The 20,026-nt window shown below is 64.5% G+C and carries 21 protein-coding genes; 15 read left to right on the top strand and 6 right to left on the bottom strand.

Translation table 11 applies throughout. The features are described 5' to 3' along the window. The first annotated feature begins 144 nt into the window (after positions 1–144). On the top strand, positions 145–900 hold the full coding sequence (locus IPK75_03875) for a VWA domain-containing protein (protein ID MBK8197486.1): 756 nt from the start codon (positions 145–147) through the stop codon (positions 898–900). A gap of 106 nt (positions 901–1,006) precedes the next feature. Here the strand turns inward: IPK75_03875 and IPK75_03870 are convergent, their stop codons facing one another. Beyond that, positions 1,007–4,321 carry a PD40 domain-containing protein gene (locus IPK75_03870; GenBank protein MBK8197485.1) on the bottom strand — a complete coding sequence of 1,105 codons (3,315 nt, stop codon included), beginning with the start codon at positions 4,319–4,321 and terminating at the stop codon, positions 1,007–1,009. A gap of 117 nt (positions 4,322–4,438) precedes the next feature. On the opposite strand from IPK75_03870, the gene IPK75_03865 reads away from it, so the two are divergent. From IPK75_03865 to IPK75_03855, 3 genes are all read left to right on the top strand, one after another. Further along, positions 4,439–4,771: a PadR family transcriptional regulator gene (locus tag IPK75_03865; GenBank protein MBK8197484.1), complete on the top strand. Its 333-nt coding sequence runs from the start codon at positions 4,439–4,441 to the stop codon at positions 4,769–4,771. Next, the gene (locus tag IPK75_03860) at positions 4,768–5,373 is read left to right on the top strand and encodes a hypothetical protein (GenBank protein MBK8197483.1); all 606 of its coding nucleotides are present in this window, start codon (positions 4,768–4,770) and stop codon (positions 5,371–5,373) included. Before IPK75_03865 ends, IPK75_03860 begins: the two co-directional genes overlap by 4 nt. 294 nt (positions 5,374–5,667) lie before the next feature. Then, complete coding sequence (locus tag IPK75_03855) at positions 5,668–6,546, top strand: M23 family metallopeptidase (protein ID MBK8197482.1); 879 nt, start codon at positions 5,668–5,670, stop codon at positions 6,544–6,546. Positions 6,547–6,581: 35 nt separating this feature from the next. Here IPK75_03855 and IPK75_03850 read toward each other — a convergent pair whose 3' ends face one another. Further along, complete coding sequence (locus IPK75_03850) at positions 6,582–7,907, bottom strand: L,D-transpeptidase family protein (GenBank protein MBK8197481.1); 1,326 nt, start codon at positions 7,905–7,907, stop codon at positions 6,582–6,584. Positions 7,908–8,019: 112 nt separating this feature from the next. Continuing rightward, positions 8,020–8,697, bottom strand: coding sequence for a nitroreductase (locus IPK75_03845; GenBank protein ID MBK8197480.1), 678 nt, complete (start codon positions 8,695–8,697; stop codon positions 8,020–8,022). 133 nt (positions 8,698–8,830) lie between these two features. On the opposite strand from IPK75_03845, the gene IPK75_03840 reads away from it, so the two are divergent. The 4 genes from IPK75_03840 (at position 8,831) to IPK75_03825 (ending at position 10,971) form a co-directional block, all read left to right on the top strand. Continuing rightward, positions 8,831–9,298, top strand: coding sequence for a MaoC family dehydratase (locus tag IPK75_03840; GenBank protein MBK8197479.1), 468 nt, complete (start codon positions 8,831–8,833; stop codon positions 9,296–9,298). A 57-nt stretch (positions 9,299–9,355) separates the two neighbouring features. Then, positions 9,356–9,844, top strand: coding sequence for a GFA family protein (locus tag IPK75_03835; GenBank protein ID MBK8197478.1), 489 nt, complete (start codon positions 9,356–9,358; stop codon positions 9,842–9,844). A gap of 82 nt (positions 9,845–9,926) precedes the next feature. Continuing rightward, the gene (locus IPK75_03830; GenBank protein ID MBK8197477.1) at positions 9,927–10,331 is read left to right on the top strand and encodes a response regulator transcription factor; all 405 of its coding nucleotides are present in this window, start codon (positions 9,927–9,929) and stop codon (positions 10,329–10,331) included. A gap of 103 nt (positions 10,332–10,434) precedes the next feature. Then, a complete protein-coding gene (locus IPK75_03825) occupies positions 10,435–10,971 on the top strand; it encodes a DUF4199 domain-containing protein (protein ID MBK8197476.1) in 537 nt (178 codons plus the stop codon). Positions 10,972–11,026: 55 nt separating this feature from the next. On the opposite strand, the gene IPK75_03820 is transcribed toward IPK75_03825, so the two are convergent. After that, the gene (locus IPK75_03820) at positions 11,027–11,806 is read right to left on the bottom strand and encodes an SDR family NAD(P)-dependent oxidoreductase (protein MBK8197475.1); all 780 of its coding nucleotides are present in this window, start codon (positions 11,804–11,806) and stop codon (positions 11,027–11,029) included. A 77-nt stretch (positions 11,807–11,883) separates the two neighbouring features. Here IPK75_03820 and IPK75_03815 point away from each other — a divergent pair, with 77 nt between their 5' ends. Both IPK75_03815 and IPK75_03810 read left to right on the top strand, forming a co-directional pair. Continuing rightward, entirely contained in the window at positions 11,884–12,285 is a 402-nt protein-coding gene (locus tag IPK75_03815; GenBank protein MBK8197474.1) for a DUF1232 domain-containing protein, read from the top strand. A gap of 119 nt (positions 12,286–12,404) precedes the next feature. After that, positions 12,405–12,938, top strand: a complete 534-nt coding sequence (locus IPK75_03810; protein MBK8197473.1) for a lysoplasmalogenase — start codon at positions 12,405–12,407, stop codon at positions 12,936–12,938. Here IPK75_03810 and IPK75_03805 read toward each other — a convergent pair. Together IPK75_03805 and IPK75_03800 are read right to left on the bottom strand one after the other, a co-directional pair. Then, entirely contained in the window at positions 12,935–13,771 is an 837-nt protein-coding gene (locus tag IPK75_03805) for a TauD/TfdA family dioxygenase (GenBank protein MBK8197472.1), read from the bottom strand. The genes IPK75_03810 and IPK75_03805 overlap by 4 nt on opposite strands. Before the next feature lie 58 nt (positions 13,772–13,829). Beyond that, on the bottom strand, positions 13,830–15,044 hold the full coding sequence (locus tag IPK75_03800) for an FAD-binding oxidoreductase (protein MBK8197471.1): 1,215 nt from the start codon (positions 15,042–15,044) through the stop codon (positions 13,830–13,832). 227 nt (positions 15,045–15,271) lie between these two features. Here IPK75_03800 and IPK75_03795 point away from each other — a divergent pair, with 227 nt between their 5' ends. The 5 genes from IPK75_03795 to IPK75_03775 all read left to right on the top strand — a co-directional run bounded on the left by IPK75_03795 (position 15,272) and on the right by IPK75_03775 (position 19,952). Then, positions 15,272–16,438 (top strand): phosphoserine transaminase, encoded by a 1,167-nt coding sequence (locus tag IPK75_03795; protein MBK8197470.1) that lies wholly within the window; start codon positions 15,272–15,274, stop codon positions 16,436–16,438. 19 nt (positions 16,439–16,457) lie between these two features. Further along, positions 16,458–17,000: an acetyltransferase gene (locus IPK75_03790; GenBank protein MBK8197469.1), complete on the top strand. Its 543-nt coding sequence runs from the start codon at positions 16,458–16,460 to the stop codon at positions 16,998–17,000. A gap of 5 nt (positions 17,001–17,005) precedes the next feature. Beyond that, the gene (locus IPK75_03785) at positions 17,006–18,601 is read left to right on the top strand and encodes a phosphoglycerate dehydrogenase (GenBank protein MBK8197468.1); all 1,596 of its coding nucleotides are present in this window, start codon (positions 17,006–17,008) and stop codon (positions 18,599–18,601) included. A 110-nt stretch (positions 18,602–18,711) separates the two neighbouring features. Beyond that, positions 18,712–19,317 carry a flavodoxin family protein gene (locus tag IPK75_03780; GenBank protein MBK8197467.1) on the top strand — a complete coding sequence of 202 codons (606 nt, stop codon included), beginning with the start codon at positions 18,712–18,714 and terminating at the stop codon, positions 19,315–19,317. A gap of 56 nt (positions 19,318–19,373) precedes the next feature. Next, positions 19,374–19,952: an acyloxyacyl hydrolase gene (locus tag IPK75_03775; GenBank protein MBK8197466.1), complete on the top strand. Its 579-nt coding sequence runs from the start codon at positions 19,374–19,376 to the stop codon at positions 19,950–19,952. Positions 19,953–20,026 lie beyond the last annotated feature (74 nt).

Raw genomic sequence — 20,026 nt, 5'->3', positions numbered from 1 at the left:
CGTAGTCTGAACAGCTGTTCAGCAAAAAGTTGGGCCGCCCCTCAAAAGGCGGCCCAATTCCTTTGGGTCGGCCGATTCGCGACACAGACGCGCCGCAATCGGGGCGCAGCTTTTCGCCATCACGAAACGGGAAGGGACGCACCCATGAAACTCACACGATCCATCGCCGCCATTGTTGCCGGCTTCGCTTTCGCCGCTACCTCGCAGGCCAAGATCCTGCCCAAGCCGGTCAAGAATGACACGGTCCAATCCTATATCCTGCTCGACCGTACGGGCTCGATGTCCGACATCTGGGACGAGGCGCTCACCTCGGTGAACGCTTATGCCGACAGCTTCGCGGCCGATGCGCCGGGCGCCGAGATTGCCGGCGGGGACATCAAGACCGCCGTGACGCTGGCGGTGTTCGACCACCAGGACGGCATGCAGTTCGATGTGCTGCGCGACAAGGTCGATCCGGCCAAGTGGACCGACGTGACCGACGACGAAGCCAACCCGCGTGGCATGACCCCGCTGTATGATGCGATCGGCCGGATCGTGAACCGCGCCGAGGCCGATGCGCCGGAAAAAGCCGTCATCGTCATCATGACCGATGGTCTCGAAAACTCGTCCAGTGAGCTGACGAAACAGGGCGCCAAGGCTGCGCTCGACCGCGCGCGTGCCAAGGGCTGGGAGGTCGTCTTCCTCGGCGCCGAATTTGCCAGCTTCTCTGACGCGGAAGCCGTCGGCATGGCCGCCTCGAAGACGATGGCGGTCGGCCAGGGCCAGATGAAGGAATCCATGGACAATCTCGCGCAGAAAGCCCGCGCCTATGGCAAGGGCGCCGAGGCCGAGATCGAGTTCAACGCGGCTGACCGCGCACAGGCCGACGAAGCGGGTGTGAAGGAACGCAAAGGCCAGTAATCACGGCTCACTTTTCCGGAAGCCCGAACCCTCGGCGACACAGGTCCGGAAAAGCGAAAGCCCGCTCGCGAGAGCGGGCTTTCTGTTTCTGGCGTCCGTGTCCGGCCTATCGCACGTCCTGGCCTGGCGTGCCGAGCGGGGAGAGGGGGCCTGCGACCAGCGGCGCGATCGGCTCATCGTGTATCTTCGCTTCAAGATAGCTTATCGCCTGCGCGAGCTGGGCATCTTCGCCCAGATAGGTCGCACGCGGAGGATTGTCGACCGGCTGGTCAGGACCGACGCCGAGGCCTTCGATCATCCAGCGTCCGTCTGCGGTGAACTGGCCGAACTCCGCCACGCGCGCCCGCCCGCCATCGGCGAGCGAATTGCGGTCCGACAGCCAGATGCCCGCGCCGGCCGTGCGTGAGCCGACCAGCGGCGCCAGCTCCAGGGCCTTGATGCCGGCCGCGAAAGTCTCGCCGTCGGAATAGGTGCCTTCATTGATCAGCACGGCGAGGTGGCCGCGGAAGGTTTGCTGCATGTTCTGGCTGCCGCCGGTGCCTTCGGGCCCCGGCCAGTACGCCCAGACTTTGCGCAGCAAGGTGCCGATGATCCAGCTGTCGATATTGCCGCCGCGATTGCCGCGCACGTCGATGATCAAGCCATCCTTGTCGTAGTGCTCGTAGAAGTCGCGTGCGAACGAGGCGATGTCGCCCGGCGTCATCGCGCGCAGATGGAGGTAGCCGATCTTGCCGCCGGTCTCGGCGGCCACGGTTTCGCGGTTGTGCTGCACCCAGTCGGCGTAAAGCAGCTGGTTCTGGATGCTCCGTGAGGCCGGCACCACGATCTCACTCCGCTTGGCGCCGGCGCGTGAGAGTTCAAGGCGCACCTGCATGCCCGCCTTCATCGTCAGCGCATCCGCCAGTTCATCAGGCGTGCGCACTGCTGCTCCGTCGACTGCGGTGATGAGGTCTCCGGGGCGGACATCGACGCCGGGTTTGAGAAGGGGGCCGAGCGTATGCGGACGATCACGCTCGCCGTTGAGGATGGACACAATTTTCACCCCGCCGGAAGAGGCCTGGTAAGTTGCACCGAGGAAACCCGGCGCGCCGCTCTCATCATCCACGGGCGTGTCGCCCGGCACGATCTGGCTGTGCAGGATGCCAAGCTCCGCCGACATCTGTCCAAGCAGGTCGTTCAACTCGCCGCGATAACCGATCCGTTCGGCCAACGGCACGAATTGGTCGCGCACGCCGTCCCAGTTCACCCCGCGGAGATTGACGTCATATGCAAAGTCGCGGTGCAGACGCCAGGCGTCGAGCGTCATCTGGCGCCATTCGTCCTGCGGGTCGATCGCCGGTCGCCAGTCCGCCAGCCGCACTGTCTGGCTCGACGTATCGTCCGGGAACGGATCGCCCGGCGAGAGCACCAGCATCGTGGACTCTTCGCCCTCGCCCATCAGCACGAAAAGCTTACTGCCGTCTGCGGACAGGCTGAAGCTGGCGACGTTGTCGGCGTAGTCTTCGACCTTTGCCTTCTCACTCTTGATTTCCAGTCGCTTGAGCGAGCCCAGCGGCTCGCCGGGCACCGATTCAAGCAGGAAGATATGGGTGGCGTTCGCCGCTATCGACACGTAATCGCCGGGCCGTACCGGCACATCCCACAGCCGGCCCTGCACGCCGTCGAGGACGACTTTCGGACCTTCCGGTTCGGCGGTTGCTTTTGCCTTGTCGCCTTTCGACTTCTTCTTGTCAGCGGATTCGTCCGGCGTCTCTGACGGCGCTGCGCTGGCGGGTGCCAGCTCATCCGGCGCCTCGAACGGGAAACTGGCGGCGGGATCCAGCTGCAAGGCATAGAGCTTGGCACGGGCGCTGAAGGCCGGGCCCATGTTGCGGTCGCCCCACGGAGCGCCGGGATTTGCCTCGAAGTTGCGGTTCGACAGGAAATAGAGCCAAGCGCCATCGGCAGAGAAGGCCGGCGCGGAGGATTCGAACTTGCCGGTCGTCAGCACGGTGCGCTGGCCCGTCAGGGTATCGTAGAGAACGATCTGCGGTATGTCGCGCGCGTCAAAGCCGGTATAGGCCACATACCGTCCGTCTGCGGACCAGGTGAACTCCTGGAACGCGTCGTCCCCGCTGCTGGCCGTCGCGTCGATCTGCGTGCTATTGCCGGTCGCGGCGTCGAGTGCGAACAGTTTGCCGCGCTTGGTTGTGTAGAGGACCGTGCTGCCCTTTGGCGCCGGGAACAACCGCCAGATGTGCGCAGCCGTGCCCGACGTGACGGCCTTGCCGGGGCTGGTGCCATCTGCGGGGAACTGCCAGATTTCGCCATACGTGCCGCCGTCCACGATCGCAAACACGGACTTGCCGTCAGCGCCAATGGCGGCCGAACGGGCGCGTGTTCCTGCGGGCAGCACATATTCGATCCGCCGGCGAATGCCCGTGAAGGCCGTGGCGACGCGGCCGCGCGCAGTGACCGTGACTGCTTCGCCCGACGGTGACAGGCGTGCATCTTCCAGGTAGGCGAGCGGCGATTCAAGCCAGCGTTCGCGCTTGAAATCGCTGTCGCTGGCGAGGCGGATATCAAGCTTCGCAGTCGTGCCGGCCGAGATATCATAGGTGTAGAGGTCAGCACCGCTCTGGTAGGCAATCTTGCCGGCGTGCAGGTAGGGCGTGCGCATCTGCCAGGCGTTCGACTGTGTGTGCTGCACCGGATCTGTGCCGTCTTCTGCAACCGACCAGATGTTGTCGGTGCCGGACTTGTCGCTGATGAAATAGATGCGGCCCTGCCAGGCCATCGGTGTACGGATCGGTGCGCCGAAGTCCGCCGCCAGCCGCACCGCCTCGGTGTCGCTGCCAAGCGTGTAGCGCCAGAGCTGCGCCATGCGCCCGCCGCGATACTGCACGGCATTGTCGGCGAACATGGAAAGCCCGTAGCGCGTGAACACCAGCGTCTTGCCGTCGCCTAGCAGCGTCGCGAGGTCGGCGTCGGCGAGGGGGATGTCTTCGACGGCGCGTGTCTGCCGGTCGATGCTGCGAAGGAGCCGCGGGATCGTGCCTGGCAGGTTCGAGGTCCTGTAAAGCACGCGGTTGTTGTCGAGCCAGCCGCGCACGGTCACGTCGCCGCCTTCATGCGTCAGGCGCACCGGTGCACCGCCGGACACCGGCATCAGGTAGATCTCCTGCGGCCCGTCATAGCTGGCATTGAAAGCGATCCATTTGCCGTCGGGCGAAAGCATCGGCGAAGATTCGGTCTCGACATGCGTGGTCAGCCGGATGGCGGTACCGCCCGCAGGATCAGCGCGCCAGAGGTCGCCTTCGCTGGCGAAGACCAGGGCCTGGTCGCTGAGCGCCGGCGTCTGGTAATAACCCAGCGTCTGGGCGTGGGCGCCGGCTGCTGCCGCGACGGCCGCCGCCAGAGCGACAAACGAAACTTTCCGCATCTTCAATTCCCCGAATTGTGAAGGCGGCACCATAAGATCATATCGAATTTCGACAAGCGCCGGTCATTCAAGAGGGGAATTTACATACCTCGAATTTCGAGGTATATGCATTTCACGATGAGTGATACTCTGGACGATATCGAAAAGCGCTGGCGCAAGGGGGTCCTGCCTTTTGCGGTGATCGCGGTGCTAGGGAAGGGCCCCGTGCATGGCTACGGCCTAGCGCTTGCCCTGCGCGACGTGCTGAGCGCCGCGATTCCCGAGGGCACGCTTTATCCCCTTTTGAATGGACTTGAGCGGGACGGCCTCGCGGTCGCCGAATGGACAATCCAGGAGAGCGGACCCGCCCGCAAGATCTACGCGCTGACCCCCGCCGGCCGCGATGTGCTTGGCGAAGCCGCCGCTCGCTGGGGCGCCTTCAACCAGAACCTTGGAAAGCTGATCCCATGAACCGCTGGACCGATATTTCCGATGCCGGGGCGCGGGCCGTCTTCGCGGACTATTTCGCAAAGGTGGACCGTCTCCTCGCGCCGCTACCCTCCGAAGCGGCCGCGGACGTCCGCCGGGAACTCGAACAGCATGCGCTTGACGCGCTGGCCGGCGGCACAAGTGCACCTGAAGCGCTGGAGCGGCTCGGCGCGCCGGAAGACTTCCTTCCGGACCTTGTTGCCGAGAAGCTGCGCACGCGCGCTGCCCGCTCGCTGATGCCGGGCCACATCGCGCGTGCGCTTGCCATGAGCGCGTCGACGGGCGTCACCGGTCTTGTCGTGTCGAGCCTCGCCGGGCTTGGCTATGCGATCGCGCTGCTCGCATTGATCATGGGTGTGATGCACCTGATCGATCCGGACTCGGCAGGTGTCTACCGCATGCCGGACGGACAGACGCTGATCGGCTTCGGCAAGTCGCCGGGCGACGTCGATATCTACGGCCACTGGTTTTCGCCGATCGCCTTTGCGGTCGCAGCCGGACTTTACCTCATTCTCACGCTGGCCTTCGGCTGGGTGAAAATCCGCAAGCCTGAGGGGCGCGGGCGGCAACACATGACAGACTGATCTTTCAAGGAGAACAACATGAAATCCCATTGGCTCGCTGCCCTCGCAGCGGGAATGCTGGCGGCTTGCCCGGCTTCTGCACTCGAAATCCGCGTCGATCCCGCCCCGCTCTACGTGTTCGACACGGCGCCGGACCGGAACATTTTCGACGTGCTCGCCCAGAACATTCTTGTGGTGAACACGGACGATGAGGCCGTGGACGTGCGCGGCCTGCGGCTTGAACTCTATGCTGAAGGCGAGCTGCTTTCGGTGACGCGCACGCCGGCCGCCAAGGTCGCCGCCCGCGCTGCGAGGATGGCGGGCATGAAGGAGGCCGGCCTGCTCGACATGATGGACTTCCAGTTCCATCTCTCGCGCCTGCTTGGCACAGGCGAACAGCTGAGCGCGGACGCCACACTGGAAAAGGGCGAAGTCCTGCTGAACGCCTGGCTCTATGCGGCTTCCAGCGGCTTGCCGGACATCGCGCGCATCATAGCGGAAGGGCCGGACGGCGATCTCGGATCGGTCGATGTCCCGGTGCTGCGCCGCGCATCCGAAGTGAGCTACCGCTCCCCCGTAGAAGGCCGCTGGTACGTCTTTGCGTCCGGCGATGCAGGCCATCATCACCGCTGGGTCGTGTCATCGGAATACGCGCTCGACATTGCTCGCCTCGGACCGGACGCGAAGACCCATACCGGCGACGGCACGAGGTTCACGGACTATTTCACGTTCGGTCAACCGGTCATGGCCGCTGCAGACGGCGTCGTCGTCGCCGTGCGCGATGAAGTTGCGGAAGACGAAAGCACCCTTCGACAGCCCGGAGAAGGTTTTGAAGCCTATGAAGAACGCGTCTCCGCAACGCAGCAGGACATCATGTTGCAAAGCGGATTTGAAGGCGCAGCCGGCAACTACGTCCTGATCCGGCACGCAAACGGCGAGCACTCGCTTTATGCCCACCTGCACAAGGATAGCGTCAAGGTGAAAGCCGGTGATACGGTCAAGGCGGGCGATCAGATCGCCGAAGCCGGTTCATCCGGAAATTCGACCGAACCACACCTGCATTTCCAGGTCATCGACGGACCAGATTTGAATTCCGCACGCGGATTGCCGGTCGAGTTCAGCGGCCTGCGCGACGACTGGGTGTCGATGCAGCAACGCCAGCTCCGGGCGGGCGACATCATCGAGGCGCAATGATCTGCTGAGGTCTGGTCGGCGATGTCCGGTGCCCGCTAACCCGTTTCAGCACAGGTTTCGGGGCCGGGGGTCGTCGCCTTGGCCCGAAGCGCCGGCGCCTGCGCAGGCGGGCGCATCGGGGAGGCCAGCGCCTCCAGCAAGGAGGCATCCCGGCCGTAAATGTCCGGCGCGTAGACCACTGTTCCGTCAGCGGAGGGAATGGCAGTCAGATAGACGATGTCGATCGGCACCGGGGCCGCGAGGGTCGCCTTCGTCTCGTCGCCGGAGGCGACTGCCGCCGCAATCCGATCATCGTCCCAGCCCGGCGTGTCCTTCAGGACCCAGCTCGCGAGGCCGACCGGATCCTGCACCCGTATGCAGCCTGACGAGAAGGTGCGCACCTGCCTGGCAAAGAGGTTCTTTTCGGGCGTGTCGTGCAGGTAGACCGCGTCCGGGTTGGGAAAAACAAACTTGACCTGCCCAAGCGCGTTGGCGGGGCCGGGGGCTTGACGGATATGATACGGAAAAGCGGAAGACGAGACCGCTTGCCAGTCGATAGATGAAGGGCTCACTGCATTTCCGGAGCGGTCAACGATCCTGTAGCCGAGTCTCGAGACCGCTCCCGGATCGCGCCGGAACTGGGCCAGCTTGTCGCGGCGCGCGATGCTGTCCGGAACATCCCACCACGGATTGAACACGACATACTCGACGGCGTCTGAAAACTCCGGCGTCTGTCGGGTCAGCTGTCCGAAAACGGCGGCGCGACGTGAAGTTTCCGAGCCGTTTTCGAATGCCATCACCTCAAAGGTCGGAATGTTCGCCATGATCTGGCGCGGCGGCGCGTCATGGGCAAGCCAGCGCAGGCGTTCCAGCCCGGCCCGGAGGCTGGCGATGCGCGCCTCTGCAGCGGCAATCCCGGCTGCATCCTTCAATCCGGCCAGCGCCGCGCGCTGGGTCTTGAGTTCGGCGACGAGCGACCAATACATCGGCGTCGTCGGGGCCAGAGCGTCAAGGGCGCCGCGATAATCCACGGCGCCGTAGGCAGGATCGAGATTGCCGGGATAGGCGGCGAGCGAGGCGTCCGCTTGCAGGCGCGGCGTCAGGGTTGCCGGGTCCAAAGCTCCGAACCGGAGGTGTGTGGCGGCAAGGCGCCAGGATGTTTCGACATCGCCAGATGCGTAGGTGCCGGGGTCAAGTCCGTGGGCGGACATACGGTCGAGCGACTGCCGGATCGCCTCGACGTCGTGAACCTTGCCGGCAGGGGGTGGGCAGGGGGCGGGCTGTGTACTTTCCGGCGCCGCAATCGTCGGCGGACAATCTTCCTCCGAGCCGGTCACTGGTTTCGCGCTTGAGCACGCCGCCACCAGAACTGCCAGTGTCATTGCCAGCAGGGCCGCAGCCCGTCCGGCGACCGGCCACACGCGGGAACCATGAAAGCGAGCAAGCATGCGTCAGCTATTCCAATAGACGCTGACGACTATGCCCGCAGCCGGCCTAGTCCTCAAACCCCCGGAATACAGCTGCTTCATCAACGGACTTGCGGCGTGACACCACAGCGTTGGCCGGGAAGGACTCGTCCGGCCAACCCATCGCCACGCAGGTCTGGATCACCTGGTCGTCCGGAATGCCCGCATGCTCGCGCACCACGGGCGACTGCATGATGCCCTGCGAATTGATCACGCAGCCGAGGCCCCGGTTCCAGGCGGTGTTGACGAGGCAGTTGACGACCCCCCCGCAATCGAACGGCGCGATGTCGCTGCCCTGGATCGACTTGTCGTAGGTGATCACGATCGAGACGGGCGCATCGAACTGGCGGAAACCGCGCAGCACCCAGTCCATCCGCTTTTCCTTGTTGTCGCGCTCGATGCCCATCGCTTCGAACAGCTGGATCGCGATCTCGATCTGCCGCTTGCGGTGGTCGCCTTCGTAGCCGGGCCCCATCCGGAACTCGCGGCTGTCCGGCACGCCGGCGAGGTTGCGTTCGACATTGCCCTTGCGGATCCGGTCGAGCACCTCGCCGGTCACGACATAAAAATTCCAGGGCTGCGTGTTCAGCGAGGTCGGCGCGCGCATGGCGACCTCGAGTATCTCCCGGATCAGCGCCTTCGGCACCGGCTTCTTCTGGAAACCCCGGATGCTCCGGCGTCCCCGCACGACGTCTTCATATTCCACTGCGCTCTCCCGTCCGCTTTCCGGCAAGTACTAGCGCGGATGGCCGCTCGCGCATCCCCTCCCGTTGGGTCAGTCTTGCCAACTCCCGTCGTTCCGGCCACCTGCGAAGCGATGGTATCCCGGGGAAATTTGCATGCGCTATTTCGAGGACATGGTGGTCGGCACGCGGTCGAAGGCGGCGCGCACCTACAAGGTGACGCGCGAGGAAGTGATCGAGTTTGCGACGAAATACGACCCCCAGCCGTTCCACCTCGACGACGAAGCGGCGAAGCAGACGCATTTTGGCCGGCTCTCGGCGTCCGGCTGGCACACCGGCGCGATGGTCATGCGCATGATGGTCGACAGCTGGAAGGACACGGAACCGACCGCCGGGCTAGGCTCGCCCGGCATCGACGAACTGCGCTGGGTCAAGCCCGTCTATCCCGGCGACGAACTCTCCGTGGAGGTCGAGCTGGTCGAGAAACGGCGCTCGAAATCCCGCCCGGACATGGGCATCACCAAGTCGCGCCAGACCGTCTACAATCAGAATGGCGATATCGTCATGACGATGATCTCGAACGGTCTCATCCGCGTGCGCGATCCCTCGGCGCCGATCGGCTGACACGCCGCTTGTCCGGCACGCGCGCACCGCTACACTTCGCGCGTGGAGGAGAGGCCCATGACCCGAACGCTTGAAGGCGGCTGCACCTGCGGCAAGGTCCGCTACCGGCTGAGGCGCGACCCGATGATCACGCATTGCTGTCACTGCAGCTGGTGCCAGCGGGAGACGGGCTCTGCCTTTGTCATCAACGCCGTCATCGAGACGTCGGAAGTCGAGCTTCTGGCCGGGCCGCCGAACGTGATCCTGACACCGAGTGAAAGCGCGAAGGGCCAGCTGATCGCGCGCTGCCCAGACTGCCAGGTTGCGGTGTGGAGCCACTATCCGACCGCGCGTGAAGCGGCCGCTTTCATCCGTGTGGGCACGCTCGACGACAAGGCGGCCATCACGCCGGACGTGCACATCTTCACGTCGACCAAGGCCAGCTGGGTCGGCCTGAACGATGGCAAACCGGCGTTCGACGAATTCTATCCGGATGCCGGCGCCGTCTGGTCGCCGGAGGCGAGGACGCGGTGGGCAGCGGTGCTGGCCTCCCGGTCCGGCGCCTGATCCGGCGGCGCTCAACGCGAAGGAATTGTCCATGGGTAAACGGAACCGGCCACTCGGCATCACGCGCAAGTCGCTGCTCGCAATGGTCGCCTATGGCGGCCTGCTCGCGCTCGGCACACTGATCCTGTCCGTGATGGACTATCACCGCCTGAGCGTGGGATCGTCCTGGCAGCTCCAGGTTTTCGTGGTCGCGCTCCTGTTCCTCACGCTTGGCATCTGGATGGGCGCGCGTCTGTTCGGCGCTCGCCGCAAGCCGGAGGCGTTTGACGGCAACCCCGAAGCGCGCCGGACACTGGGCCTCAGCGCGCGTGAAACCGAGGTTCTCGGGCTGCTCGAGGCCGGCCTTTCCAACAAGGAGATCGCGGCGAAGCTGGGCGTGTCACCCAATACAGTGAAAACCCATGTGGCCCGGCTGCTCGAAAAGCTGCAGGCGCGCCGCCGTACCGAAGCGATCCTGAAAGCGCGGGAACTTGGCATTCTCGCTTGAGCCGCCGGAAAATGGCTGAATTCGCGAAAATCACCCTTTCTGGCGATTGCTGGCGAGGCCCCGTGCCGGACATTGGTGGCGCAAGCTGAACAGGAGAGCTTCCATGTTGTCTTCCATTCTAAAGAACGGCGCGGTTGCCGGGTTGATCGTCGGCGTGCCGATGGTTCTTGTCGCGGCCGTGTTCGGCGACAAGGCGCCCACCGGCAATGCCGGCCTGCTCGTCGGCTACACGACCATGCTGGTCGCGCTCAGCATTATTTTTCTCGCCGTTAAACGCCAGCGGGATGTCGCCAACGGCGGCGTCATCAAGTTCCTGCCCGCCTTCCTGATGGGTTTGGGTATCAGCGCCGTTGCGGGGGTCTTCTACGTTGTGGCGTGGGAGGTGACCCTTGCGGTCACGGGCATGGATTTCGGCGCCTTCTACACGGAGCACCTGATAGAGGCCGCCAAGGCCCGCGGCGCCAGCGAAGCGGAAATCGCGGCCGAGACGGCAAAGGCGCAGGAGTTTGTCGAAATGTACGAAAACCCGCTTTTCCGGATGCCGATCACCTTCACGGAAATCCTGCCTGTCGGCTTGCTGGTGTCGCTCGTCTCGGCGCTGCTGCTGCGCAACAGCCGGTTCATGCCGGCGAAAGCCTGACAAAAAAGGCCGGCCCCGCAGGGCCGGCCTTGATCATTCCGGGATGCGCAAACGCTTAGCGCGGCGCCATGCGGATGGCGCCATCGAGGCGGACGTCTTCGCCGTTGAAGTAGCCGTTGCGGCACATCTCGACGGCCAGCGAGGCATACTCTTCCGGATTGCCGAGACGGGCGGGGTGCGGAACCTGCGCGCCGAGGGCGGCTTTCACGGGCTCCGGCGCGGCGGCCAGCAGCGGCGTGTTGAAGATGCCCGGCAGGATCGTGTTGACGCGGATGAAATCGCGGCTGAGGTCGCGGGCGATCGGCAGGGTCATGCCGACAACGCCGCCTTTGGATGCCGAGTAGGCGGCTTGGCCGATCTGGCCGTCTTCAGCGGCAACCGACGCCGTGTTGACGATCGCGCCGCGCTCGCCGTCGATCGGGTCGAGCGTCAGCATGCCGGCAGCCGACTTGGCGATGCAGCGGAAGGTGCCGACGAGGTTGATCTGGATAATCAGGTTGAACTTGTCGAGCGGGAAGTGGCTGATCTCGCCGGTGTTCTTGTCACGGCTGGCGGTCTTGATGGCGTTGCCGGTGCCGGCGCAGTTGATCAGGATGCGCTCCTGGCCGATGGCGGCGCGGGCTTTCGCGAAGCCTGCGTCGACCGAAGCGTCGTCGGTCACGTTGACGTTGCAGAATACGCCGCCGAGTTCCTTTGCAACCGCTTCGCCCTTTTCGGCGTTGAGGTCAAAGAGGGCGACTTTCACGCCATAGCTGGCCAGTTTGCGGGCCGTTGCCGCGCCGAGGCCCGATGCGCCTCCCGTGATGACGGCGGAGATGTTCGAGTTCAGTTCCATGGGCAAAGCCCTCCAAGAGTGTTGGTATTGCTTTCGGTGATGTTGGCAGTGAACTATAATACCCCTAGGAGAGCGCAATGTCTGACGCAGCGGAAATCATCAACACCGTGAGGGGTGAAGGCGGGGTCTACCTGCCGAAGACGATTCAGCGCAATGAGCGCATCGCGCGCGGCGTTGTGCCCAAACTGCTACGGTTTGCAGGGAAAATTCCCTTCGCGGATGATCTTGCGAGCGCCTATTTTTGCGCGCGGGATCCTTTGACGCCGCTCAAGGCGAAGGCGGTGCTTTTTGCCGCAGCGGCCTATTTCGTGATGCCGGTCGACATGCTGCCGGACGTGATCGCCGGCCTCGGCTTCACCGATGACGCCACGGTGCTTGCGACCGCGCTCAGCGTCGTGGGCATGCACGTCAAGGAACGCCACCGTGCCCTCGCCCGCAAGGTGCTGCGCCTGCCCGAGCCGATCGGGGACGCGGCCTGAGCGAACACGCGATCCGCGCGGCGTTTGCCTTCGCCGGCGCTCTGGCGCTGGCCTACGGCTTCATTTTCAATTTCCGGGAAGGCGGACCGGTCCGCGCCGCGGTGAAGGTGTCCGGCGTCTTGGTCCTCTCTGCGGCGGCTTATGCCGCTGGCGGGCCATGGCTGCTGTGGGCGGCACTTGCGGCGTCGGCGGTCGGCGACCTGTTCCTCGCTGGCAAGCCGGAACGTTGGCTGCTGCCGGGCATGGCCGCCTTTTTCCTGGCGCACGTCTTCTATGTGATCCTGTTCTGGAAGATCGGCGATGGCGCGGGCTGGACCTGGCCGGTGAAGGCGGGGCAGGCGGTGCTCGTGCTGGGCGGCGCGGCCTATATCCGCTGGCTGGTGCCCTGGCTCGGGAAGATGCGGGTCCCCGTTCTGGCCTACGGCGCGGTGATCCTGATGATGGGGGCAGCTGCGATCGCGCTGCCGGCCAGCTACCGCCTGGTGACTGCCGGCGCCCTGATGTTCATTGCATCCGACGCCGTGCTCGCCAATGAGCTATTCCGCCAACCTGCCGGTGCGCCGCCGCGCAGGCTCCAGTCCTACGCCGTTTGGTTCCTGTATTTCTTCGGCCAGGCCGCGATCACGTTCGGCATGATCAGTGCCGTCACCTAGACCGGCCGGTCCCCGTTCACGGTAGCGCGCCGCATGTGGCGCCGGTGGCCGGGATAGTCGTTCAGCGCATAGTGCCAGGTGCAGCGATTGTCCCACATCGTCACGTCGCCGGCCTGCCAGCGCACGCGGCAGGTGAAGCGCTCCTCGCGCGAATGGTTGAACAGGTAGTCGAGCAGCGGCTTGCTCTCGCGTGTCGACCAGCCGGCAAAGCGCAGCGTGAAAGCCGGGTTCACGTAGAGGCCCTTGCGACCGGTCTCGGGATGGGTGCGGATGACCGGGTGTTCGAACTCCGGTGCCTCCTCCGCGACCGAAGACGCCATCGACTTGCGCGACTGCGCCGAAATACCGTGTACGCCGTATTCGCGGCTGGCGGAGTGCACCGCCTTGAGCCCGGCCAGCGTGGACTTCAAGCCGGGTGACAGGGCGTCGTAGGCAGCCTGCTGGTCGGCGAACAGGGTGTCCCCGCCATACGGCGGCAGTTCGATGGCATGCAGGATCGAGCCGAGGGCAGGGACTTCCTCAAAGCTCATGTCCGTGTGCCAACCGCCGCCGAAGTTGGTCTTGTCTTCCTTCTCCTTGATGATCTCCATCAGCTCCGGATGATCCGCCATGCCCTTCACGTAGGGGTGGATATTGAGCGTGCCGAACCGGCGGGCGAATGCCTTGTGCTGGTCGGGCTGCAGGCCGGTCTGCCCGCGCATGACGATCACCTTGTGATCGAGAAAGGCTTGGTGGACCTGGTCAAACGCGGCGTTTGACAGGCCGGCCTGCAGGTCCAGCCCGAAGATTTCAGCGCCCAGCGTGCCGGAGAGGGGACGGATTTCGATGCTCATACGGCAATGAAACCACCGCCGCTTGGTCCGCGCAATGAAGGTGTCTGTTTAGACTTTCTCAGGTCGCGCGGAACAAGTCCCGGTCCGGATCGCTGCGCCCCTTCGCCCATTGGCTGGCGATTTCGGACGCGACGTAGCTGAACGTGATGCCGTTTCCGCCGCAGCCGAGGATGGCAAGGCAGTTCGGCAGGCCGTCGATTTCCTCGAACAGCGGCAGGCCTGTCGGGCTTTCGGCGAAGGCGCCGGCCCAGGCATAGTCGATCTCCAGTTTGCGGCCGGGCAGCAGGCGCTCGACGGATCGCAGGATCTTCTCCGCCTTGGCGGGCACGGCCGCGTCGCGGCGATCGGCGTCCTTGAGGCCAGAATCCTCGCCGCCGGCGACGATGCGGTTGTCCGGCGTGCTGCGCAGGTAGAGGTAGGGATCGGCCGCCTCCCAGATCAGGCAGCGGCCGGGCCAGAATTCGGCGGGCGGGATCGGTTTTGTGGCAATCGCCCAGGACGAGGTGATGTCGAACCGGTCGCGCGGCAGGCCGTCCACGACTTCGTACCCCGTCGCGAATACGGCGCGCCGGCAACTGATCTCGCCGCCCTCGCCGGTGCGCAGGACGACCGAGCGGGCGCTCGCCTCAACCCGCACCACTTCCTGTCCGCCATAGACCCGGCAGCCGAGCCGGCGCGCCGCACGCAGACAACCGGCGGTCAGCTGGATGGGATTGAGCTCGGCGGCGCCGCCTGAGACGATCGCCCCCGTCCGATCGATTCCGTAGATGTCCCGAAGCTCCGCTCCCGGAAGAAATTCAGACGGCAAGCCGATCTTCGCCCGGTGTACGGCCTCGGCTTTCAGTCCGCGGAATCCCATTTCCGGGCCGGCAAGATAGAGGGCCTGCCGGTCAATCCAGTTCGCGGAGATGCCCAGTTCATGCACGAGGGCGCCGAGGCCGGCCACGGCGGCGTAGGAGCGCAGATAGGCGCGCTCCGCCTTTCGCGCCCCGATCTGGTCCGCGAGCTTTGTCAGCGGCGTGTCAATTTCGAACTGGATCATTGCGGTGCTGGCAAGCGTGCTGCCTGATCCTGGCTCACGCCGGTCGACGACCACGACATCAAGGCCAGTGCGGCAAAGCGCCAGCGCCGTCAGGGCGCCGCTCACCCCGCCGCCGACAACCGCGACATCGCAGTGTTCCTGTTGCAGCCGGCTGCGGGTCTGCACGCGGCTATGCGGGCTGTCGGCCCAGACTGGAGTTCCGCCTCGCAGGTCACGTTTCTCGGTCAACATGGAAACGGGCGGCTCCGGCTGGGGGTTGAACGCGCCTCGCACCGGCAGGGGCGGGGACCCGGTTCCAACGTCGATCGCGGACCTGCGTTCCCGCCCCGCGGGTGTCGCGACTTCGGCGCGCTACCGAAAATGCCATTTGTGTCCGTCCGGGAAATGTGAGACACCGCGCGCGGGCCAGGCGCCACCAACGGCGCCCAGCCTATCTGTGAGGATAGGAGTAAAAACAGATGACCGTGACCACCGCCAAGCCGGTAGTGCGCCCTGCGTGCCCGCATTTTTCGTCGGGCCCCACCGCAAAATACCCAACCTTTTCATTGCAGAACCTCGCCACCGCCGCCCTCGGCCGGTCGCACCGTTCAGGCGACGCCAAGAAGAAGCTCAAGGCTGCGATCGACCGCACCAAGCTTATCCTGGGCCTGCCGGACGGCTACCGGGTCGCCATCGTGCCGGCCTCCGATACCGGCGCCGTCGAGATGTGCATGTGGTCGATGCTCGGCACCAAGCCGGTAGACGTGTTCGCGTGGGAAAGCTTCGGCTCCGACTGGGTGACCGACGCGACCAAGCAGCTGAAGCTCGCGGACTGCAAGACCTATGTCGCCGATTACGGCGCCCTGCCGGACTTCGCTAAGGCCCGCGACGACGCCGACATCATCTTCACCTGGAACGGCACCACGTCGGGCGTGCGGGTCAAGAACGCCGACTGGATCAAGCCGAACCCGGACCGTGTCGTGATCTGCGACGCGACGTCTGCCGCCTTCAGCCAGGACATCGAGTGGGAGAAGCTCGATGTGGTCACCTATAGCTGGCAGAAATGCCTCGGCGGGGAAGCGGCCCACGGCATGCTGATCCTGTCGCCCAACGCCGTGAAGCGCCTTGAGAGCTACACGCCGGACCGTCCGCTGCCGAAACTCTTCCGCATGACCAAGGGCGGCAAGCTCGACGAAGACCTGTTCGAAGGTGCCACCATCAACACGCCGTCGATGCTCTGCGTCGAGGACTACCTGCAGGCGCTCGACTGGGTCGAACGGCTGGGCGGCTGGAAGAAGCTGAAGGAACGCTCGGACGACAGCCTCCGTACCCTGACGGATTGGGAAGGCAAGACCGATTGGGTCGAGTTCCTTTGCGCCGACAAGGCGGTGCGCTCGAACACCGGCGTGACGTTCAAGATCGTCGATCCGCGCGTCGCCAAGCTCGACGAAGCCGGCCAGCGCGACTTCATCAAGAAGATGATGAAGCGGCTCGAGTCCGAAAACGCCTGCTTCGATGCCGCCGGCTATGCAAAAGCGCCTCCGGGCCTGCGCATCTGGGTCGGCGGGTCGGTCGAGCCCTCGGACGTGTCGAAGCTCTTGCCCTGGCTCGACTGGGCCTTCCACGAGGAAGCCTCTAAGCTCTAGCGCGCCCGGGTTCGCCAGCATGTCGCTCGTTCTGCGTCCCGCAACGCCGGATGATATCCCAACGCTGGAGCGTTGGGATCACGAACCGCACGTGATCCGGGCGACCAGTGACGATCTGGATCAACCGAAAGCCTTCGGCGATCTCTACTGGCCGGACGAATTTGCGCTGATCGCGCCCGACTACCAGTATTACATCGCTGAAGAGAACGGTCGTCCGGTCGGAGCCATGCAGATCATCGATCCGCACACGGAATCGACGCACTATTGGGGAGAGGTCGAGCCTCACCTGCGCGCGCTCGATATCTGGATCGGCGACACGTCTGACCTCGACCGGGGCCTTGGCACAGCGATGATGCAGCTTGCCTTCAAGCTGTGCTTTGCCGATGCCGCCGTGACCGCGATCATCATTGACCCACTGGCGTCCAATACCCGCGCCCACACTTTTTACCAACGACTCGGCTTCCGACCTGAAGGCCTTCGGAAACTGGGTGACGATGACGATATCTGCCTCGTCCACCGCCTGACGCGTGAAGACTGGCTCAAACTCTTTTCTGGAGAATAATCCTCATGCCCAAAGTCCTCATCGGAGACACGCTCTCCCCCGCCGCCGTCGACATCTTCAAGGCGCGCGGCATAGAAACCGACATCAAGGTTGGTCTGTCCAAGGAAGACCTGATCAAGATCATCCCGCAATATGACGGCCTCGCCGTGCGCTCGGCCTGCAAGCCGGATGCGGACGTGATTGCCGCCGCGACGAACCTGAAAGTCATCGGCCGCGCCGGTATCGGCGTCGACAATATCGACATCAAGGCCGCCACCGCCAAGGGCGTCGTCGTGATGAACACGCCGTTCGGCAACGCCATCACCACCGCCGAGCATGCCATCGCCATGATGTTCGCTGCCGCCCGCCAGATCCCGGCGGCCAACAACGACACGCAGGCCGGCAAATGGCCGAAGTCCGGCTATATGGGTCTTGAAGTGTCCTACAAGACCCTGGGCCTGATCGGCTGCGGCAATATCGGCAGCCGCGTCGCCGAGCGCGCCATCGGCCTCAAGATGAAAGTCGTCTCGTATGACCCCTTCCTGACCGAAGAACGCGCCATCGAACTCGGCGTGGAGAAGGTCGAACTCGACGAGCTCCTGCGCCGCGCCGATGTCATCACGCTGCACGTTCCGCTCACGGACCAGACCCGCAATGTGCTGTCGCGCGAAGCCCTCGAGAAGACCAAGAAAGGGCTCATCCTCGTCAACTGCGCGCGGGGCGGCCTTGTGGACGAGACAACTGTGCGCGACCTGCTCGAAAGCGGCCATCTCGCGGGCGCAGCCTTCGACGTGTTCGCGGTGGAGCCTGCCAAGGAAAACGTGCTCTTCGGCGCGAAGAATTTCGTTGCCACACCGCACCTCGGTGCAGCCACCGTCGAGGCGCAGGAAAACGTTGCCCTGCAGGTGGCCGAACAGATGGCGGATTATATCCTCACCGGCGCCGTTACCAACGCGCTCAACATGCCGTCGGTCACCGCCGAGGAGGCGCCCCGCCTGAAACCCTTCGCCGCGCTCGCTGAAAAGCTCGGTTCCTTCGCCGGGCAAATATCCGACTACGGATATGATGAAGTCGTCATCGAATACGAAGGCGAAGTCTCCGAGCTCAACCGCAAGCCGCTTACGGCTGCGCTCCTGTCCGGCCTGCTGCGGGCCTCGCGCGGCGACGTCAATATGGTCTCCGCCCCGGCCATCCTCGCCGAAAGCGGCGTAAAGCTGACCGAGACCAAGACCGAGACCAGCCCGATCTATGACAGCCTTATCCGCATCAAGGTGAAGACCAAGGCGACGAAGAACTCGCCGGAAGGTGGCTGGCGCACGCTCGCCGGCGCGCTGATCGGCGGCAAGCCGCGCATCGTCGAGGTCAAGGGCATGGCGCTCGAAGGCGACTTCTCGCCCTTCACGCTCTACGTCAACAACCTCGACAAGCCCGGCTTCATCGGCGCCCTCGGCCAGATGCTCGGCGAGGCGAAGGTCAACATCGCGACCTTCCACCTCGGCCGCCAGGCCGCGGGCGGCGAAGCCATTGCGCTCGTTGGTATCGACTCGATGCCGCCGGCCGGCGTGCTGGAGAAACTCGATGCCCTGCCTCAAGTGCGGTATGCAAAGGTGCTGAACTTCTGACGCGCCAACGCCCCGGGCATGCGGGGCGCGCATAAATCCTATCCAAAAGGGGCGGGCTGATCTCGGGACGGCCCGCCCTATCTGTTCCGGGCAACAGAAAGGGATTTGTCATGTCCAACATCGCCATCGTCTATCACTCCGGTTACGGCCACACCGCCAAGGTGGCCGAACACGTGCGCAAGGGCGCATCCTCTGCGCCCGGCACACGGGTGACGCTCTACAGGGCCGAGGATCTCGCCGACCCCGCGAGGGGACCCTGGGGCGAACTCGCCAAAGCGGATGCCATCATCTTTGGCGCGCCGACCTATATGGGCTCTGCCTCCGGCGTGATGAAAACCTTCATCGACGCGACCTCGAAAGCCTGGTTCACGCGTGACTGGGCCAACAAGATCGCCGCCGGCTTCACCGTCTCGGGCTCGCTGTCGGGCGACAAGACCGTCACGCTCCAGCAGTTCGCGACGCTCGCCGCGCAGCATGGCATGGTCTGGGTCGGCGCGGACGTACCCAGCGGCTACAATTCCTCGAAGAGCGATTTTGCAACCGCGCATAACCGGGCTGGCCACTTTCTGGGGCTCGCCGTCCAGGCCCTGACCGATCTGCCGGCCGACCAGACACCGGACCGCTATGAGCTTGAAACCGCCGAGCTCTTCGGAAAACGTGTCGCCGAAGCCACCTTGCGCTGGGTTCGGGTACCGGCAGAGCCTGAACTGGCTTGACGGGAACGGCGCATGGGCGTGATGCGTTCTGACTGGAATGTCATGAAGGATCGTCCATGCGCCGTCTTGCCCTTAGCCTGTCACTTGCCGTCCTGCCGGCCCTTGCCGCCGAAGCGGGGGCTCTGGACGAGATCCGTATCGGCGTTGTCCAGCACAACATGTGCGTGCTCGATTGCGACAATGCCGACAAGGAAGGCGGACCGAACATCAACGGCGAGATCGTGTTCAAGTCGCCGGACCTTCTCGACTTTGTCTGGAGCCCGCGCCCCTACATCGTGGCAAGCGTCAATACTGCGGGCGACACGAGTTTCGGCGGCGCCGGACTCGAATGGGAATGGAAGTTCGCCGAAGGCTGGTCGTTCGAGCCGGGCTTCGGCTACGTCATCCATGACGGCGAACTCGAGTTCCCGTATCCGCAGGGCGATCCCCGCAACGACCCGATCTCTGCCCGGAAGGTCTTCCTCGGTTCGCGCGACCTGTTCCGCACCAACCTGTCGCTGAACCGCGACATTGGAGAGAAGTGGGGCGTGCAGCTGATGTACGAACACCTCAGCCACGGCCAGATCCTTGGCGATGGCCGTAACCAAGGCCTCGACAATGTCGGCGTGCGCGTCCGCTACCGCTTTGACGATTAGCCCCCGCGCGCATCTGTCCCTTGCAATTTGACGCCAATTCCTGCCCTTGTCGCCGCGGCTGCAAACGGAGCGGA

Source organism: Acidobacteriota bacterium, from assembly GCA_016712445.1.
GTDB lineage: Bacteria > Pseudomonadota > Alphaproteobacteria > Caulobacterales > Hyphomonadaceae > Hyphomonas.
This window is presented reverse-complemented; position numbering and strand designations above follow the sequence as displayed.

Bases quoted from the DNA above. Each gene is read 5' to 3' on its own strand.
- IPK75_03835 (MBK8197478.1), top strand. From the start codon at position 9,356: ATGACCCGAACGCTTGAAGGCGGCTGCACCTGCGGCAAGGTCCGCTAC.
- IPK75_03805 (MBK8197472.1), bottom strand. From the start codon at position 13,771: ATGAGCATCGAAATCCGTCCCCTCTCCGGCACGCTGGGCGCTGAAATC.
- IPK75_03825 (MBK8197476.1), top strand. From the start codon at position 10,435: ATGTTGTCTTCCATTCTAAAGAACGGCGCGGTTGCCGGGTTGATCGTC.
- IPK75_03865 (MBK8197484.1), top strand. From the start codon at position 4,439: ATGAGTGATACTCTGGACGATATCGAAAAGCGCTGGCGCAAGGGGGTC.
- IPK75_03790 (MBK8197469.1), top strand. From the start codon at position 16,458: ATGTCGCTCGTTCTGCGTCCCGCAACGCCGGATGATATCCCAACGCTG.
- IPK75_03775 (MBK8197466.1), top strand. From the start codon at position 19,374: ATGCGCCGTCTTGCCCTTAGCCTGTCACTTGCCGTCCTGCCGGCCCTT.
- IPK75_03795 (MBK8197470.1), top strand. From the start codon at position 15,272: ATGACCGTGACCACCGCCAAGCCGGTAGTGCGCCCTGCGTGCCCGCAT.
- IPK75_03785 (MBK8197468.1), top strand. From the start codon at position 17,006: ATGCCCAAAGTCCTCATCGGAGACACGCTCTCCCCCGCCGCCGTCGAC.
- IPK75_03800 (MBK8197471.1), bottom strand. From the start codon at position 15,044: ATGTTGACCGAGAAACGTGACCTGCGAGGCGGAACTCCAGTCTGGGCC.
- IPK75_03830 (MBK8197477.1), top strand. From the start codon at position 9,927: ATGGTCGCCTATGGCGGCCTGCTCGCGCTCGGCACACTGATCCTGTCC.
- IPK75_03815 (MBK8197474.1), top strand. From the start codon at position 11,884: ATGTCTGACGCAGCGGAAATCATCAACACCGTGAGGGGTGAAGGCGGG.
- IPK75_03850 (MBK8197481.1), bottom strand. From the start codon at position 7,907: ATGACACTGGCAGTTCTGGTGGCGGCGTGCTCAAGCGCGAAACCAGTG.
- IPK75_03840 (MBK8197479.1), top strand. From the start codon at position 8,831: ATGCGCTATTTCGAGGACATGGTGGTCGGCACGCGGTCGAAGGCGGCG.
- IPK75_03780 (MBK8197467.1), top strand. From the start codon at position 18,712: ATGTCCAACATCGCCATCGTCTATCACTCCGGTTACGGCCACACCGCC.
- IPK75_03820 (MBK8197475.1), bottom strand. From the start codon at position 11,806: ATGGAACTGAACTCGAACATCTCCGCCGTCATCACGGGAGGCGCATCG.
- IPK75_03855 (MBK8197482.1), top strand. From the start codon at position 5,668: ATGGCGGGCATGAAGGAGGCCGGCCTGCTCGACATGATGGACTTCCAG.
- IPK75_03875 (MBK8197486.1), top strand. From the start codon at position 145: ATGAAACTCACACGATCCATCGCCGCCATTGTTGCCGGCTTCGCTTTC.
- IPK75_03860 (MBK8197483.1), top strand. From the start codon at position 4,768: ATGAACCGCTGGACCGATATTTCCGATGCCGGGGCGCGGGCCGTCTTC.
- IPK75_03870 (MBK8197485.1), bottom strand. From the start codon at position 4,321: ATGCGGAAAGTTTCGTTTGTCGCTCTGGCGGCGGCCGTCGCGGCAGCA.